This window comes from Nibrella saemangeumensis, from assembly GCF_039541915.1.
In the GTDB taxonomy this organism is placed as follows: Bacteria; Bacteroidota; Bacteroidia; order Cytophagales; family Spirosomataceae; genus Nibrella; species Nibrella saemangeumensis.
The window spans coordinates 45,124-60,392 of sequence record NZ_BAABHD010000010.1; the positions used below are offsets into that span (position 1 = coordinate 45,124).

The following is a 15,269-nucleotide window of genomic DNA, read 5'->3' on the forward strand; positions in this document are numbered from 1 at the left end:
TTTGTCCTGTTGAGTTTTGCGGGCCAGGCTACCTTTTATCCTTTCCAATTGCCCCACCCCTTAACTCTGCCTTTCATCCCTCTTTCTGTACATTTAACACTTTTCCGGCCGGGGAGTATTTTTATAGTATAATTTTGTTAGTGCTTTAGTGTTTTATTCATGTAAATTCCGCTCATGCGACAGTTTCTGAAATATGTTCTGGCCACGATAGTTGGCCTGCTTTTATTTACCTTCATCGGCTTTATGCTGTTGTTTGGCGTAGCGTCAGTTATCACGGCGGCTTCCGATAAGCAGGTATCGGTGAGTGAAAAATCTGTATTGAAATTAGATCTGGATAACCCGATTCGCGAGATCGGAGAAGATAATCCCTTTGCCGAACTGTTACCCTTCACTTCCGACGGTGACGTTACCGGACTTATTGAGTTGCGAAGGGCCCTGGCCAACGCCAAAGCAGATCCAAACATAAAGGGTGTTTATTTAAAAACGGAATCTCCACAGGCCGGCTGGGCATCGCTCGAAGAAGTGCGCAATGCCCTGATCGATTTCAAACAGTCGAAGAAATTTGTATATGCCTATGGCGAAAATATGTCGGAGAAGGGATACTACATTGCTTCTGTAGCTGACAATATCTATCTCAATCCTATTGGTGGACTGGAGTGGAACGGCCTGGAAGGCGAGTATATGTTTTTTAAAGGCACGCTCGATAAGCTGGGCGTAAAGCCGTTGATTTTCCGCGTGGGCGAGTTTAAAAGCGCCGTGGAGCCGTTTATCCGGGAAGACATGAGCGAGCCGAACAAATTGCAGACGGCGTCCTTCCTTAATTCCATCAACAACCACTTCATGGCCAATGTCGCCAAAAGCCGGGGTTTACAACTGGCCGAACTGCAACGACTGGCTGATAACCTGAGTATTCAGACCGCAGCCGATGCGCAGAAAGCGAAACTGGTAACCCGCGTTGCTTATTTTGACGAAGTGGAAAATGATATGCGGAGAAAGCTGGATGTTGACGAGGAAAAGAAGATTAACTATATCTCGCTGAACAAATACAGTAAGGCGAAAAAATACGTAGACGAAGGCAACAGCCGTAACCGCATCGCTGTTATTGTGGCTTCTGGCGATATTGTTTCGGGGAAAGATAATAATCAGGATAATATCGCTTCAGACAAAGTAGCGGAGCAGCTTCGTCGGGCGCGGCTTGATGATCGGGTGAAAGCCGTAGTGCTGCGCATCAACTCGCCGGGCGGCAGTGCGCTGGCCTCCGATGTGATGTGGCGCGAGATTACGCTGACCAACAAGGTAAAGCCGGTGATTGCGTCGATGTCGGATTATGCCGCGTCGGGTGGTTACTACATGGCTATGGGCTGCCGCAAGATCGTGGCTGCGCCAAACACCATTACCGGCTCTATTGGGGTGTTTGGTATGTTGTTCAACGCGCAGAACTTCTTCAAAGAAAAACTGGGCATTACCTACGACCGCGTCACTACCAATAAATACTCCGATTTTCCGTCGGTGACGCACGAGATGACGGAATTTGAAAAGAATGTGATTCAGCAAAGCGTAGAGCGCACCTACAACGTATTTACCACCAAAGCCGCTCAGGGCCGTAAAATGCCGGTCGATAGTCTGCGGTCACTGGCCTCCGGCCGGGTATGGTCGGGCGAGCAGGCCAAAGCCAACGGGCTGGTCGATGCGCTGGGCGGTCTGGACGAGGCTGTAAAACTGGCCGCCAAAGACGCTGGTCTGAAAGAAGGTGATTACCGGCTGCGCTTTATTCCGGAGAAGAGAAACTTCATGGAACGTTTCGTCAACACCATCAGCGACGAAGAAGAAGCCCGTATTAACAGCCAGTTGGGCGAGGCCGCTCCGTACCTTAAATACATGAAAAAGCTAAAGAACCTGGAAGGAATTCAGGCTCGTATGCCCTTTGAACTGACGATCCGATAAGCCGCTCAGCGGCTCGTCCTCGACTGTGTCGAGCGACAGACCGGAACCCCGCCCGTCTCGCTTTGTAAACGCGGACAAACGGAAGCAGAACCCCCAACTCCCAGAAAGAGATTGGGGGTATTTTTGTAACTTACGGCTACGTATGCAGATCCAACCGGTATACATTGATTTGTTCGCCCTGATTATGCTGTTGGGCGTAGCTCAGGCCTTGTTGCTGGGGGTATTCTTTCTGACGGGTAGCCGGGGTAAAATCATCTCGAACCGCTGCATCGGCTGGTTTATGCTCGGACTGTCGGCCATTACGGGGGAGATCTTTCTGTGCTACACCAATTATATGTTCCGGCTGCTGGCGTTTGTCGACTTCTCCGAGCCGCTTAATTTCCTGCTGGGTCCGGTGTTCTTCTTTTTTGTAGTTTCCAAAATTCGCCGGCGATTGCCCAAACGGTGGATTTTGCACCTGGTTCCTTTGGTAATCTGGACGGCTAATGCTGTAACCTGGCTGTATCAGCCTATTGAGTTTAAATATAACTCCTACCTGAATTCGTACCACCCGGAACTGTCCTTTATTGATTCTGATCCGTACCTGCCCGAAGATTTCACCGGACTACGCGATTATATTGATGAGCTCACCCTGCTGAGCTGTCTCATTTACGCAGCGCTAGCGTTGCTGGAAGTACGAAATGCCTTCCGACGCAACAGCCAGACGCTCTGGAGCACTACCCCTGCCCAACTGGTACCGCTACGAAACCTTTCCCTGATGTTCCTTCTGTTTCCGCTGGTCATCGTAGCCGTCAAACCGCAGTTTCACAATGACCTCGGCGATTACCTGATTGCCTGTTACGCGACCATTACCATTTACGCTACCAGTCTGCTGGTTATGCGCGGCTCTGACTTCTTCAAAGAAGCTCCTTTGACTGCCACCACACCGGAGCCCCGGAAGAAGTACGAAAAATCGGCCCTGTCGGAGGAAAAAGAGGAGGCTGTTATGACTGGGTTGACCCGGTTGATGATTAGCGAAAAGCCGTACCTGGAAGCCGATCTGTCGCTGCCTAAACTGGCACAGCGGCTGAATACCTCCCCGCATCACCTGTCTCAACTGCTGAACGACCGGCTTAACCAAAGCTTTTTTGATATGCTGGCTGCCTACCGGGTGCAGGAGGCTCAGCAGCTACTGCACGACCCGGCTACGACTAACCTGAAGATTGATGAAATTGCCGAGCGCGTCGGCTATAATTCCACATCCGCATTTCATACGGCTTTCAAACGAATCACTGGACAGACTCCGGCTCAGTTTAGGCAGGGGCGTACCGACGGATCGGTAATGAGCAGGGGACAGGGGGCCAGGGGGTAAGTGTTCCGGGGTTGGAATTGAGCTAAACGAGGGCGTTTTTCTTCATCCCGACCGGCGCGAAGTTCATAATTATCGGAAAATGGCTGTTTCAGGGGGCAAGACCGCCAATTTTGGTTTGTCAACATCAAATGCCTTTACACCATGCAAACGCCAAGCAACCCCACACCAACCGACGTTGAAGACCTCTCCTTACCACCTGCACCCCGGCCCCTGGCCTCTATTCGTCGCTACGACCTCGACTGGCTACGGATTATTGCTATTCTGACTCTACTGTTTTACCATACGGGTATGATTTACGTCAGTTGGGGTTGGCACATCCAGAGCGCCGAAACAAGTCAGGTGTTTGAAAACGTCATGCGCTGGCTGCACCGCTGGCGAATGCCGCTGCTTTTCTTTATCTCAGGTGCCGGCACCTATTTTGCGCTGAACCGCCGGCCGAAAGGCAATGCATCCTCTTCGCCGTTGCCCCGATACGCCTGGGAACGTACCAAGCGGCTGTTCTTCCCGCTGGTTTTCGGTATGTTCGTGATTGTGCCGCCCCAAATTTACTTTGAGTGGTTGTTCAGAGGTCGTTTCACGGGTAGCTACGCTGGTTTCTATCCGAGTGTATTCGACTTTGTTCCTTACGAAGATGGAGGAACCGGCGGAGCGTTTAGCTGGCATCACCTCTGGTTTGTGGCCTATCTGTTTCTGTATTCGCTCATCAGCATACCGGTATTCCGCTGGTTACGAACTGCAGGCGGTCAACGGTTTACCGATCGTATAGGCCGCCTGATTACCCGGCCGGGTGGTGCATTATGGCTGATGGGACTTGCCATCCTGGCCAGCCAATACCTGACTCGCCCATTCTATCCGGATGAAACGCACGCGTTGCTAAACGACTGGGCTTATTTTGTCGAAAATTTGCTGCTGTTCTGGTTTGGGTATGTGCTCATTAGTCGTCGGTCATTCTGGCAGGTACTAACTGATCAACGCCGGATTTTTCTGGCAGCCACGGTTGTGTTTACCCTGGTGCTGTACGGGATGCGTATGGGGTATACACCCCAGGAGATCGACGACCTGTTCTGGGTGGACTTTACGTACTTCACGAATGGACAATGTCTGATGATTGCCTCCGTGCTGGCTACCATTGCCTACGGTTATAAGTACCTGAATGTCGACCGGCCAATTTTGCCGAAGCTCAACGAGGCCGTGTATCCGTTTTACATCCTGCACCAGACGGTCATTGTTGGTATTGGCTATTACCTGCTGCAAACCGGCCTGGGCGTGTACAGCGGTTTTCTGGTGATTAGCCTGTTGTCGTTGATTATATGCGTCAGTCTGTATCTGCTGCTGATCAGGCCGTTTAAACTGACCCGATTCCTGTTTGGGATGAAATGATTTGTAGTCTGACGCAACGCTCCGGTTATTTTTTACGTACTGGTCATTGCAAGGAGCATCTGAAAGCGCACGGTTGTGCTTGCGCGTTAAAGATGATGACGGTTAGATTAGCCCGGCAACATTGCCGGGCTAATTTTCTTTGTAATCATTTGGACGCCTTACTTGCCAGAGACCAACCCGTTTGCCGGCTTCAGTTCGCCCGCAACGGGCTTTGTACCCGTTTTTGCCCATCGTCGCAGTTGGTTGAACGCATTAGCCGTTTCCTGCGGAGTGAATACACAGTGCCCCTGGCTGTTGGTATATTTCACGACAAACAACTGCTCTTTACCCGCCTGACGGGCCAGGTCCTCGTAACCGGTTGCGTAGTTGCTCGGAATAAGCTGGTCGTATGTCGTGTGCAGTACGAGCAGCGGTTTGCTGAGTTGCCCAGTGAAAGCGCCATCTTTTTCCAGATACCGACGGGCACCGGGCGTTTCGGTCAGCCGAACGGCTTTGGCATTCACGGCGACATTATCGCCAAAACCACCATATACCGTATTGGTATTGTCGAATGGATTACCGCCTGCTTTCTGACTAATATCCGCCAGTATGACCGCATAGAAAGGAATAACCCAGGCCAGATCAGCCGGCTTTATATCATAACGCTCTGCAAATTGTCGGGCCTTTGCCGAGTCGGCTTTCAACTTGTTGATATAAGCAGCCGAAGGTTCGATTTGCCCGTTTTTCTGAGAAAAAACCTGAGCCAGGCTATTCGCGTTTCCTAAGGCCAATTCACTTAGTGGCGGCAATGTATTTGGAAAGAGAGCATCAAACGTAACCAGCAAATCAAAAACTCTGGTTTTCATCAGCTCATACACGCGACCTGTATTAGGACACATCGGCATACCCGCCTGATAGTACTGTGGATACTTCTCAATAGTGGCAACGGTAATCATGCCACCCATCGAGTGCCCGGTAATGAAAGTAGAATCAGGTTGCCCATATTTTTGAACGAAGTACTTCCGCAACGCTTCCGTATCTTCTACGCCTTCCGTCAAAGCCCAGCCCTGTTGTCGGTAGGCTGACCGGGCCAGCGCATAGCCTGCCTTTACAAAAGCATCCTGAAAATAAGCCACCTCCTGAGCAGTATTAAGGCCGGTTGGGCTTCCTTTGGTCTGGTAGCCGTGCGCGTACATCAACAGACGCCTGGGAGCGCCTGGTTGACCCCAGTTGGGCGGAAGATCAATGCGGTAAGCGGCTCCATTAATAATGCCTGTATCGACGCGGGCTACCGATGACAATTGGCTTTGGGCCGCAAAACTTACCAGGAGGCAAAGAGAGAGGAGAGGTAGTTTCATAGTTTTGAAGAAGAGGGTAGTATATAAATTCTAGTTAGCACAAAACTTTTATACTTCCAACAATCCAAACGTCACGTTTTGTCGTATGTATCAGTGGTTCTTGTGTTTCGAGTTGAGTGAGGGGAACAAAAGCCCTGGTCTGCCTGGACCAGGGCTTTTTTGTATTGGTTAAACGGCGGTTTGGCTTCCTACCAAAGACTTCCTATTTTTGGCTACGCATACCCTAATTTTCCAACGCTGAGACTGTGATTGCATGACTACATTACGTACCGACTGGACCCGCGCCGAAATCGCCGAGATATACAACTCCCCCGTTCTGGACCTCATTTACCGGGCGGCTACCGTTCACCGTCAGCACCACGATCCGCAGGAAGTACAGGTCTGTACGCTACTGTCGGTTAAGACCGGTGGTTGCCCCGAAGACTGCGCCTACTGCCCACAGGCCGCCCGCTACCATACCAACGTGAAGGTGCATAAGCTGATGGAGGTAGACGAAGTGCTGACCGCAGCCGAACACGCTAAAAACGCCGGTAGCACGCGCTTCTGCATGGGCGCTGCCTGGCGCGAGGTTCGCGACAACCGCGACTTCGATAAGGTGCTCGATATGGTAAAGGGCGTAAACGCGATGGGTATGGAGGTCTGCTGCACGCTGGGTATGCTGACCGAAGAACAGGCCCAGAAGCTGAAAACAGCCGGTCTGTACGCCTACAACCATAACCTCGATACCAGCGAAGAATTCTACGGCGACATCATCTCCACCCGTACCTACGACGACCGACTGGATACCCTGGGGAATGTCCGCCAAGCGGGTATTTCGGTTTGCTCCGGTGGTATCATCGGCATGGGCGAGTCGCACCAGGATCGCATCGGTATGCTGCACACACTCGCTAACTTGCCCGAACACCCTGAATCGGTGCCGGTGAATGCCCTGGTCCCGGTAGAAGGTACTCCACTGGAAGATCAGCCCCGCGTATCGGTCTGGGAAATGATTCGGATGATTGCCACCGCCCGCATCATCATGCCGAAAGCGATGGTACGCCTGTCAGCCGGCCGCGTGAGGATGAGCGTCGAAGAACAGGCCCTTTGTTTCATGGCCGGTGCCAACTCCATCTTTGCCGGCGATAAGCTGCTGACCACGCCCAACCCGGAAGAAGACCAAGACAAGCAGATGTTTCAGACGCTGAACATTCGTCCCCGCAAAGCTTTTAAGGATGCGGACCAGCCTGCTGTAAAATTTGAGCAGATACCGTTGTAAGCTCGTCGGGGTTTGCAATTCTGACGCTATCACCAAAGGATCTGTAATCTAGCTAACCATTACAGATCCTTTGCTGCTACGTTTACTCGTCTATGCTTTCTCACCCACTGCCACAATCATTTCGCAAGGCCCCACAAAGCCATTTTCGGATTCGAAGTTTTTCAACTCTTTTGTTATTTCATCCCAAACGGATTCCTTCTCCTGGTCCGACAGGCTGCTGAGCATCTGATGTAAGGCCCCAAATGACTCCTTTTCAAACCGCACACATTCGGCAGCCGAGGGTAGCTCTAACGGAGAATCTATACGTACAGCCTGAACATTCTTAAAACCAGCTTGCGTAAATGCCGTTTCAATAACACCCTCGCCACCTAAACTAAATGGGCCAGGTTGTCCCGGCAGCGGAGGAGGCAGTTTAGCGCGGTTCCGAATGATGCTGACCGGAATAGAAAAGAACTTGTTTTTGTCCGGTGTTGAATAAACGATAGCGGCTATTTTCCCACCGGGCTTCAGCACGCGCAGCATTTCGGTCAAAGCCCGTTGCTGATCGGGGAAATAAATGAGTCCAACCCGTGAAATCACCACATCAAACGACGCATCAGGAAGCGTTAGATTCTCTCCGTCCATCACCTTCGTCTCAATGTTGGTCAGGCCGGCCTGCCGCGCCATCTGTTGGGCAAACTCCAGAATAGCCGGAGCAATATCCGTAGCCAGTACATAGCCCGTCGATCCAACTTTTCGGGCTACGGTGATCGACTGCTCACCGGCACCGGCAGCCACATCGAGCACCCGGTGACCGGTGGTAATGCCTGCCATGTCGATCATGGCATCGGTAGCTTTTCCCAGCCATTGATTAAGCGTCGGACTCCAGCGGTGCCAGGCTTCGGCAGCGGTTTGCCACTGGTCATGCGTAGTTTGCTTGTACTTGATGGGGTCAAATTGGGGGGCAGGTGGTGTTTCCATAATTTTTTTCAGGGTTTAGAATAAATATACTTCAATCAGTTTGTATACCAATGCCCTGCCTAAACTATCTTCTCCACCGAAACAACCGTTCCCTCTCCCGGCCGGGTGTGCATCTGATACCGCGCCCCGATGGCCTCCGCCCGTTTTCGCATGCTCTCAATTCCGTTGCCCAATACGGCCGTCGCCGGGTCAAAACCCTGACCATTGTCTTTTACAAAAATCAGTACTTTACCACCCTGTTGACAGACGTTCAGATGTACTTCCGTCGCCTGAGCGTACTTGGCGGCATTGTGCAGGGCTTCTTTGCCAACTAGGTACAGGTTCCGAACCGCATCCGGTGCCAGCTTCAGACTGGCTAAATTCGGATCGGTCTGACAAACCAATTCAATGCCCAGCGGGCTAAGCAACTCACGGCCAAAACTCTCCAGCCGCTGGGCCAGCTTGAAAGCATTGTCAGTATCCGAGCGCATGGACCAGACCACATCACTCATGCGCTCGATAGTGGTGCGGGCATTGTCGGCAATCTTCAGCAGCAGAGCGTACGAGTCACTGTAGCGGCCTTGCTGGTGCATTTGCCGGGCCGCTTCACTATAGAAGGAGATGCCCGAGAGAATACCGCCCACATCATCGTGCAGGTCGCGGGAGATCTGGTCCCGTAACTGCTGCTCCCGGCGAATCTGGTTGATTCGGTAGCGATAAACACTATACAACAGCCCGACCAAGGCGATGGACGCCAGCAGCCGAAACCACCAGGTATGCCACCAGGGCGGGAGAATTACCACTCGAATGGAAGTGCCCTGTTCGTTCCACACCCCATCATTGTTGGAGCCCTTTACCCGAAACACATACTCACCCGGATCAAGATTGGTGTAGCTCACTGTCCGGCGGGTACCGGCATGTACCCAGTCATTCTCGAAGTTGACCAGTTGATAGGCATACTGGTTCTTGTGGGGTTGACTGTAGTTGAGAGCCGCATACTCAAAACTGATGTTGTTCTGTTCATGGGGTAAGACAATTTCGTTCAACTCCGACAGGGGCTTCTCGAAGTAGGTGACCTTTTCGCCTTTCCTGAAGGCGGTCAGCACCACGGGCGGTACAAAGGTGTTGGTGCGGATGCTGTCGGGGTGAAAGGTAGTAAAGCCGCTAAACTTGCCAAAGTACATCTGCCCGTTAGGGGCCACGCAGCCGCTGCGGTCGAAGAAAGGAATGGTTCCGGTTCCATCACTGGCGTCGAAGGTATAGAACCGGCGTTTGACCGGATCAAATTTAGAAATGTGCATGGGTGTACTCAGCCAGAGGTTGCCGTGGCGGTCCTCCAGAATCTTGAGTACCTCCTCATGCGGCAGACCATCTTTCTGATGAAACTGGGTAAAGGTGTTGGTCCGCCGGTCGAAGAGGTTGAGGCCATCGCGGGTACCAATCCAGACGCGATCCTGCCGGTCGACATGAATGGTCCAGATACGGTTACTGCTTAAACTGCGGGGATCATTCCGCTTTGCTTTGTAGGTAACCGCTTTGCCTGTTTTAGGATCTAAGCGACTTAGACCATTGTCCATGCACCCTATCCATACGGTTCCCGCTTTATCCGTACATAATCCCCGGATATAGCTACCTGCTATCGTCGTCGAATCACTAGGGTCAGCCAGGAATAACCGACTTTGTCTGGTTACCGGATTATATTCATAAAGCCCAACGGCTTGTTTTGCCACCCAAAGTACGTTGTCTTTTCCGGCAAAGACTTCAATGACTCCAGGTGCCGAACGAAGTGTCTGTTCCCTTTGAAGCTTTTCCTTTTCAGAATCAACCCTAAGGTTGTGATGCGTAAAAGTATTTGTTCTGGAATTATATTCTCCAAGTCCACCGAATCCTGCCATCCATACAGATTCTCTCGTATCTGCACATACAAACGCTCCCCAGTAGCTTTTGGGGCTTCCGGGTTTGTTTGGATCAGGATAATAAAACTGAAAATTAGTAGAATCAGGATAATAGCGAACAAAACCCTCACTACCTGTCGCCAGCCAAATGGTCCTTTTCAGATCGATGGCCATCCCATAGACAGCCTGATTGGGAGGGCTATTTATTGTTCCAGACTTGTAGTTGATTGTTTGGAAGAATTGTTTTGTGACATCCAGCTTAGCCACTCCACCGCCAAATGAAGCAAACCAGAGGATGCCTGATTTATCCTGTATGGCATCAATGATCCAATCTTTGGCTAAGCGATTGGGATTGGTAGGATCTTCGTCAAAAATTTGAAATATTTTGGTGACCGGGTTAAAAGAACGCAGTTTGCCTGCTCCAATCGTATGCCAAGGCCACCTGTTATGAATCCAGAAGACACCGCTTCTGTCTTCAGTGATAGCAAAAACAGTATTTAGGTCTCGGTTTTTATTATTGGGGAAAGGCAGATAAGTTGTGAATTGTCGAATTGCCGGATGATATTCGGTCAAGCCATTCTTGAAAGTACCTACCCAGGTAGTACCTCGTCGATCAATATACACGGATGTAACTGTGTCATTAGGCAAGCTACCCGGATGACTCGGTTGATGGCGGAACACCTGTAGGATTTTCCGGCTTTTGCCGTTTAGCTGATAGAGTCCCTGTCCATATGTTCCCACCCAAAGGTTACCTTGCTGGTCCTCGGCCATACAGCGAATGTGCTTATCTGTACACCCCTCATCCTTACCCTCCAGCGATACTTTATCAAATTGTTCTCTCTGGCGGTTTAACCGGTATAGACCCGCTATAGTCCCCACCCATATTCCGCCATGGCGGTCCTCCCGAAAAGCCCAGACCCGGTGCCTGACAATACCAATTATTCCTTTTGGCGTTCCGGGCAGGGCATATAGCGTAAAAACCTGTTTCTGCCGGTCAAAGCTATACAGTTCCCCTTTGGTAATGATCCATAAAGTGCCCTGCCGGTCTTCGTGTAAATGCGCAATAGAATTATCGGCAATCGTATTTTGCTTTGGCCAGAAACAGCTGAATGTCTCCGTAGCCGGATTATAGCGGTTAAGTCCATCGTCGGTGCCTGCCCAGAGGGTACCGTACCTATCTTCGAACAGGCAGTTGACCAAATTGTTGGATAAGGTATTGGCTTCACCCGGAACGCTGATAAACTGGCGAACCGATGTTCCTTCCAACCGGTTGAGTCCGTTCATCGTACCGACCCAGATGAAGCCCTTCATATCCTGGAGTAGGCAATTGGCATATACCGACGATAAACCCTGCTCCATGCCTACTCGCTCAAACCGCACAGCAGGAATCTGACCTCCTGCACTAGCGACTGCCAGCAAGAGGCCAATAAGTAAATTGATCTGTAAAAATGGCTTCATACCTAAGCCTTTTAGGTGTGAGGAGGGAAGTTAAGCAATTGGTTATCAAATAAAAGGAATAGGACAAGCGATTTAGTGAAAGGCAAATGGGCAGCTCATTCGAACCGCCCCTGACCCGTTTTTCTCTAATCAAAAAATGCCATTACGTACCAACTAGCGGACGATGATGACCGGCCGGCTATAGCGGTATTGACGGTCCGGCGTTTCTACCACGAGCGTGTAATTACCTTCCGATAAACCGGCCAAGTCAAATTTCCCATTGTAGCTGTCGGCATCCAGTTTGCGTTCTATAGCAATTTGCCCGTTTACGTCTTTTAACTTGATTGTCAATCGGTGCAAGTCGGGGTTGGTGAACCGGACGACCAGAAGTTCCAGTTTAGGCTGGTGGAAGCTTTCGGTGTACAGCGGATACTGCCGGTTATTGACTTCGGTCGGAATAGTTACCTCAGTCGTAAGTTCGGTGCTGCTGACGTTGACAGGCCGTGCATCCGTCAGGCTTTCGGTGTGCAGGCTGCCGGCTAGCAGGTGGCCGCTTACCATCCGCTCGGACATGGCGTTCAGGCGGTCGATGTTGCGCCGGCTGAGGGTAATGTGGCGGCCGGGCAGCACTTCTTCATACACCACTTGCCGGCTGTCGTTGAAGAAGCGTACGCATGTACGCTGATTAGTAGCATCGGTGAACAATTGCCAGCGGACGCGCCTGGCGTCAGCCGTTTGGGCGTAATAATCGCCTGGCTGGGCCAACAGATTTTGAAGATTCGTTATACTACATGTGAGGGCTAAAAAGAGGAAAGTTTTCATGGCGAAACAGGTTAATGTCTGATGAGACAAAGCTGCATCCCATTCTGCCTTCCCACAATCCCCAAATTCGGGGATAATCGTAAGGGGCTTGGGGTAGGGTGCATACTTTATACCCCCTTGCCCCACGCCCCTTTGCTCAGACCAGCCCTTCCCGCAGCGCCTTCGCTACGGCTTCGGTCATGGAGACGACGTGGAGTTTTTCGTAGATATGCTTCATGTACGTGCGGACCGTCTCGTAGCTGATGTTCATGCGGTCGGCAATCATTTTGTAGCTAAGTCCCTCCACCAGGTACTTCAGGGTCTCCTGCTCCCGGGTAGTAAGGGCGTAATTAGGGGTGGCCGGCGCGGGTGTTGGTAGTTGCTGAAACAACTTGACGGCCTTTCTGGCAATGCTGGGCGATAGCGGAGCGCCACCCGCGTAAGCATCTTCAATGGAGGCAATGAGCCGGGCAGGGGTGGTGTTTTTGAGCACATAGCCGACGGCTCCGGCGCATAAGGCGCGGAAGATTTTGTCTTCTTCTTCAAATACCGTCAACATCACAATGTTGAGGCCGGGGTGGTCGGCATGGATGGCGCGGGTAGCCTGTATGCCGTCGAGGCCCGGCATCTCAATGTCCATCAGGATCAGGTCGGGTCGGCAGGCAGGTATCTGGCGCATCCACTGGACCGGGTTTGGATATGCCCCGGCGAGTTCGAGACCGGGTGTAGCGTCGAGCAGAATCGACAGCGCATCCCGGATGGCGGCATTGTCTTCATAGAGTAGCACCCGCATCGGTAATCAGGAAATATTGTTCAGCTAAAAGTCTACATTATTTACAAAGACTGCAATCCCCAAACTCGGGGAGCCGTAATGAACGGGCAAATAAAAATATTCCAACTTTTATCAGAATTATTTAGTTAAAATAAGTAGACAGCCCCAAAAAACCGACTTTTTATTACAATTATTAGAAAGTTACTAATTAACTTCAAGGAAAAATACTATTTGCTCTGGTAAGTCAGGCTGGTATTTTTAGCTTAACATGGGAAAGATGAAGGGCGTTATACACATAACAATTCTCTTTCTGATAGCGTGTTACTCCGCTGTCAGTGCTCCCTATGCTGTGCCTGAACCCTGTAAAGAAATTAATAAAGTAACTATTCAGAAGTATACGCCGGACATCTACAATAAGAAGCGGCAACGTGCGCCCATCCGGCGTAAAATGGTACTCGTGTCGCAGGTTAACCTGCAGGCAGATGAATCGACCGAGAGTCATTCATCTTGCGATGAGTCGCAGCATTTCTCAGCCGCTGCGCTGGAAAACCAGAAAGGCGGGTTTCTATTCTGGTCTGTTCGGGAGACGTCGAGCTTCCGCAACTATCTGAGAAGCAGACCCCTGTGGTGCATTCCGCCAGATTCTCCTCCCCCTCAGTCAACACACGACTGGGCCTGATTAAGTTTTTTCTAATGAGATCCTAATCTCGTTCTAAGGAAATGCTAATTCAAGAGCCGGTTATTTGCTAGTATCCTGCAGTTACCGCATTACCTGCTTCTTAAACCCCTACCGTTTTTGCCGTTGTAAAATGCGTCTTAGCTGGTTATGCATGTCTTGTAGGGCCAATTGCTGTATATACAATTATATACAGATTCTCACAATGAGTTATATCTATGGCACTATACCATTCTTTCTACAATCACTCATCCCCTATGAAAACACACTCAGCCGTAACGTTGCTGATTATAGGATCTCTCCTGGTTGGCTGTTCGGCCAAAAAAGATAATGAAACCAAGCAAACCGAAGAGCGGGTCCTGCCCGTGGTGCAGCTTTCTACCCAGTCGGCAACGCTCGAACGCGAATATGTGGGCAACCTGGAAGCCGTTCGGAATGTCGAAATCCGAGCCCGTGTATCAGGCTTTCTGGATAAAATCCTGATCGACGAAGGACAGCCGGTTCGGAAAGGTCAGCTTCTTTTCCAGCTCAACAGCGCCGAATATCAGATGGAGCTCTCCAAAGCGAATGCTGCGCTGAAAAGTGCGACGGCCGGGGCGAATGCCGCCGAGGTGGAGCTGGAGCGGGTGCGTTTACTGGTTGATAATAAAGTGATTTCCGCTTCTGAACTAAAGGTGGTAAAGGCTAAACTGGAGGCCGCCAGGGCTGCCATTGAAGAAGCGCAGTCGGCCAAAGCCAATGCTGCCCTGCGGTTGGCACAGGCCAGTATTCGTGCGCCTTTTGACGGGATTATTAACCGTATTCCGTTTAAACGAGGTAGTCTCATTGATGAGGGTTCACTGCTGACAACCATCTCCGACATCGGCGAAGTTTACGTGTATTTTGATGTGTCGGAGAAAGATTATCTGGAATACATTAAGAAGCGGAAAGGACCGTCGGGGTGGAATTCGCAGGTAGACCTGCGTCTGGCCGACAATACGCCCTATGCCCATAAGGGCAAGGTTGAAACCATGGAAAGTATGTTTGAGGAAAACTCCGGGACACTGGCGTTTCGTGCCCGTTTTCCTAATCCGGAGCATTTGCTCAAACATGGTGCTACGGGCCGGATCCGCTTAACCAATGAAGTCGAAAATGCCCTGCTGGTTCCCCAAAAAGCTGTATTCGAAATTCAGGATAAGAACTATGTCTATGTTGTTGGGGATTCGAATAAAGTCACAATGAGAAGCTTTGTCCCGAGTGGCCGCCATAACAAATTCTATCTGGTGGAGTCGGGCTTAAAGCCGGGTGAGCGGATCGTGTACGAGGGTATTCAGAGCGTTCGGGAAGGTATGCAGATTGTGCCTAAACCTGTACCAACCGATAGTATTCCGGCCCTGGTTGCCTCGGCAAATGAGTAAAAGAGCGAATGAGTGAATAAGGCTTGTCACTCTCAAAATTATGGAGTCGTCTTTTGGAAAAGCAGCGCTCAGTAGGCCTGCTGTA

11 protein-coding genes are annotated in these 15,269 nt (G+C 50.9%); 6 read left to right on the forward strand and 5 right to left on the reverse strand.

Annotation, left to right across the window (positions count from 1 at the left end):
• The first annotated feature begins 174 nt into the window (after positions 1–174).
• The 3 genes from sppA to ABD949_RS04730 all read left to right on the forward strand — a co-directional run bounded on the left by sppA (position 175) and on the right by ABD949_RS04730 (position 4,675).
• A complete protein-coding gene (gene sppA / locus ABD949_RS04720) occupies positions 175–1,944 on the forward strand; it encodes a signal peptide peptidase SppA (protein ID WP_345241114.1) in 1,770 nt (589 codons plus the stop codon).
• A 142-nt stretch (positions 1,945–2,086) separates the two neighbouring features.
• Positions 2,087–3,295 carry a helix-turn-helix domain-containing protein gene (locus ABD949_RS04725; RefSeq protein ID WP_345241116.1) on the forward strand — a complete coding sequence of 403 codons (1,209 nt, stop codon included), beginning with the start codon at positions 2,087–2,089 and terminating at the stop codon, positions 3,293–3,295.
• Positions 3,296–3,436: 141 nt separating this feature from the next.
• Positions 3,437–4,675: an acyltransferase family protein gene (locus ABD949_RS04730; RefSeq protein WP_345241118.1), complete on the forward strand. Its 1,239-nt coding sequence runs from the start codon at positions 3,437–3,439 to the stop codon at positions 4,673–4,675.
• Between the two features lie 158 nt (positions 4,676–4,833).
• Here the strand turns inward: ABD949_RS04730 and ABD949_RS04735 are convergent, their stop codons facing one another.
• Positions 4,834–6,012 (reverse strand): DUF6351 family protein, encoded by a 1,179-nt coding sequence (locus ABD949_RS04735; RefSeq protein ID WP_345241120.1) that lies wholly within the window; start codon positions 6,010–6,012, stop codon positions 4,834–4,836.
• Positions 6,013–6,265: 253 nt separating this feature from the next.
• Between ABD949_RS04735 and bioB the strand changes: the two genes are divergently transcribed.
• Entirely contained in the window at positions 6,266–7,267 is a 1,002-nt protein-coding gene (gene bioB / locus ABD949_RS04740; protein WP_345241122.1) for a biotin synthase BioB, read from the forward strand.
• A gap of 90 nt (positions 7,268–7,357) precedes the next feature.
• Here the strand turns inward: bioB and ABD949_RS04745 are convergent, their stop codons facing one another.
• The 4 genes from ABD949_RS04745 to ABD949_RS04760 all read right to left on the reverse strand — a co-directional run bounded on the left by ABD949_RS04745 (position 7,358) and on the right by ABD949_RS04760 (position 13,132).
• On the reverse strand, positions 7,358–8,227 hold the full coding sequence (locus tag ABD949_RS04745) for a class I SAM-dependent methyltransferase (RefSeq protein ID WP_345241124.1): 870 nt from the start codon (positions 8,225–8,227) through the stop codon (positions 7,358–7,360).
• 59 nt (positions 8,228–8,286) lie between these two features.
• Positions 8,287–11,559, reverse strand: coding sequence for a two-component regulator propeller domain-containing protein (locus ABD949_RS04750; protein ID WP_345241126.1), 3,273 nt, complete (start codon positions 11,557–11,559; stop codon positions 8,287–8,289).
• A gap of 153 nt (positions 11,560–11,712) precedes the next feature.
• Entirely contained in the window at positions 11,713–12,360 is a 648-nt protein-coding gene (locus tag ABD949_RS04755) for a hypothetical protein (RefSeq protein WP_345241128.1), read from the reverse strand.
• A 136-nt stretch (positions 12,361–12,496) separates the two neighbouring features.
• Positions 12,497–13,132 carry a response regulator gene (locus ABD949_RS04760; protein ID WP_345241130.1) on the reverse strand — a complete coding sequence of 212 codons (636 nt, stop codon included), beginning with the start codon at positions 13,130–13,132 and terminating at the stop codon, positions 12,497–12,499.
• Positions 13,133–13,460: 328 nt separating this feature from the next.
• On the opposite strand from ABD949_RS04760, the gene ABD949_RS04765 reads away from it, so the two are divergent.
• Together ABD949_RS04765 and ABD949_RS04770 are read left to right on the forward strand one after the other, a co-directional pair.
• On the forward strand, positions 13,461–13,790 hold the full coding sequence (locus ABD949_RS04765; RefSeq protein ID WP_345241132.1) for a hypothetical protein: 330 nt from the start codon (positions 13,461–13,463) through the stop codon (positions 13,788–13,790).
• Positions 13,791–14,044: 254 nt separating this feature from the next.
• The gene (locus ABD949_RS04770) at positions 14,045–15,184 is read left to right on the forward strand and encodes an efflux RND transporter periplasmic adaptor subunit (RefSeq protein WP_345241134.1); all 1,140 of its coding nucleotides are present in this window, start codon (positions 14,045–14,047) and stop codon (positions 15,182–15,184) included.
• Positions 15,185–15,269: the final 85 nt, after the last annotated feature.

What these genes read in the sequence shown, in the direction of transcription:
- ABD949_RS04725 (WP_345241116.1), top strand. Translation starts at nt 2,087, where the DNA reads ATGCAGATCCAACCGGTATACATTGATTTGTTCGCCCTGATTATGCTG.
- sppA (WP_345241114.1), top strand. Translation starts at nt 175, where the DNA reads ATGCGACAGTTTCTGAAATATGTTCTGGCCACGATAGTTGGCCTGCTT.
- bioB (WP_345241122.1), top strand. Translation starts at nt 6,266, where the DNA reads ATGACTACATTACGTACCGACTGGACCCGCGCCGAAATCGCCGAGATA.
- ABD949_RS04770 (WP_345241134.1), top strand. Translation starts at nt 14,045, where the DNA reads ATGAAAACACACTCAGCCGTAACGTTGCTGATTATAGGATCTCTCCTG.
- ABD949_RS04730 (WP_345241118.1), top strand. Translation starts at nt 3,437, where the DNA reads ATGCAAACGCCAAGCAACCCCACACCAACCGACGTTGAAGACCTCTCC.
- ABD949_RS04750 (WP_345241126.1), bottom strand. Translation starts at nt 11,559, where the DNA reads ATGAAGCCATTTTTACAGATCAATTTACTTATTGGCCTCTTGCTGGCA.
- ABD949_RS04745 (WP_345241124.1), bottom strand. Translation starts at nt 8,227, where the DNA reads ATGGAAACACCACCTGCCCCCCAATTTGACCCCATCAAGTACAAGCAA.
- ABD949_RS04755 (WP_345241128.1), bottom strand. Translation starts at nt 12,360, where the DNA reads ATGAAAACTTTCCTCTTTTTAGCCCTCACATGTAGTATAACGAATCTT.
- ABD949_RS04760 (WP_345241130.1), bottom strand. Translation starts at nt 13,132, where the DNA reads ATGCGGGTGCTACTCTATGAAGACAATGCCGCCATCCGGGATGCGCTG.
- ABD949_RS04735 (WP_345241120.1), bottom strand. Translation starts at nt 6,012, where the DNA reads ATGAAACTACCTCTCCTCTCTCTTTGCCTCCTGGTAAGTTTTGCGGCC.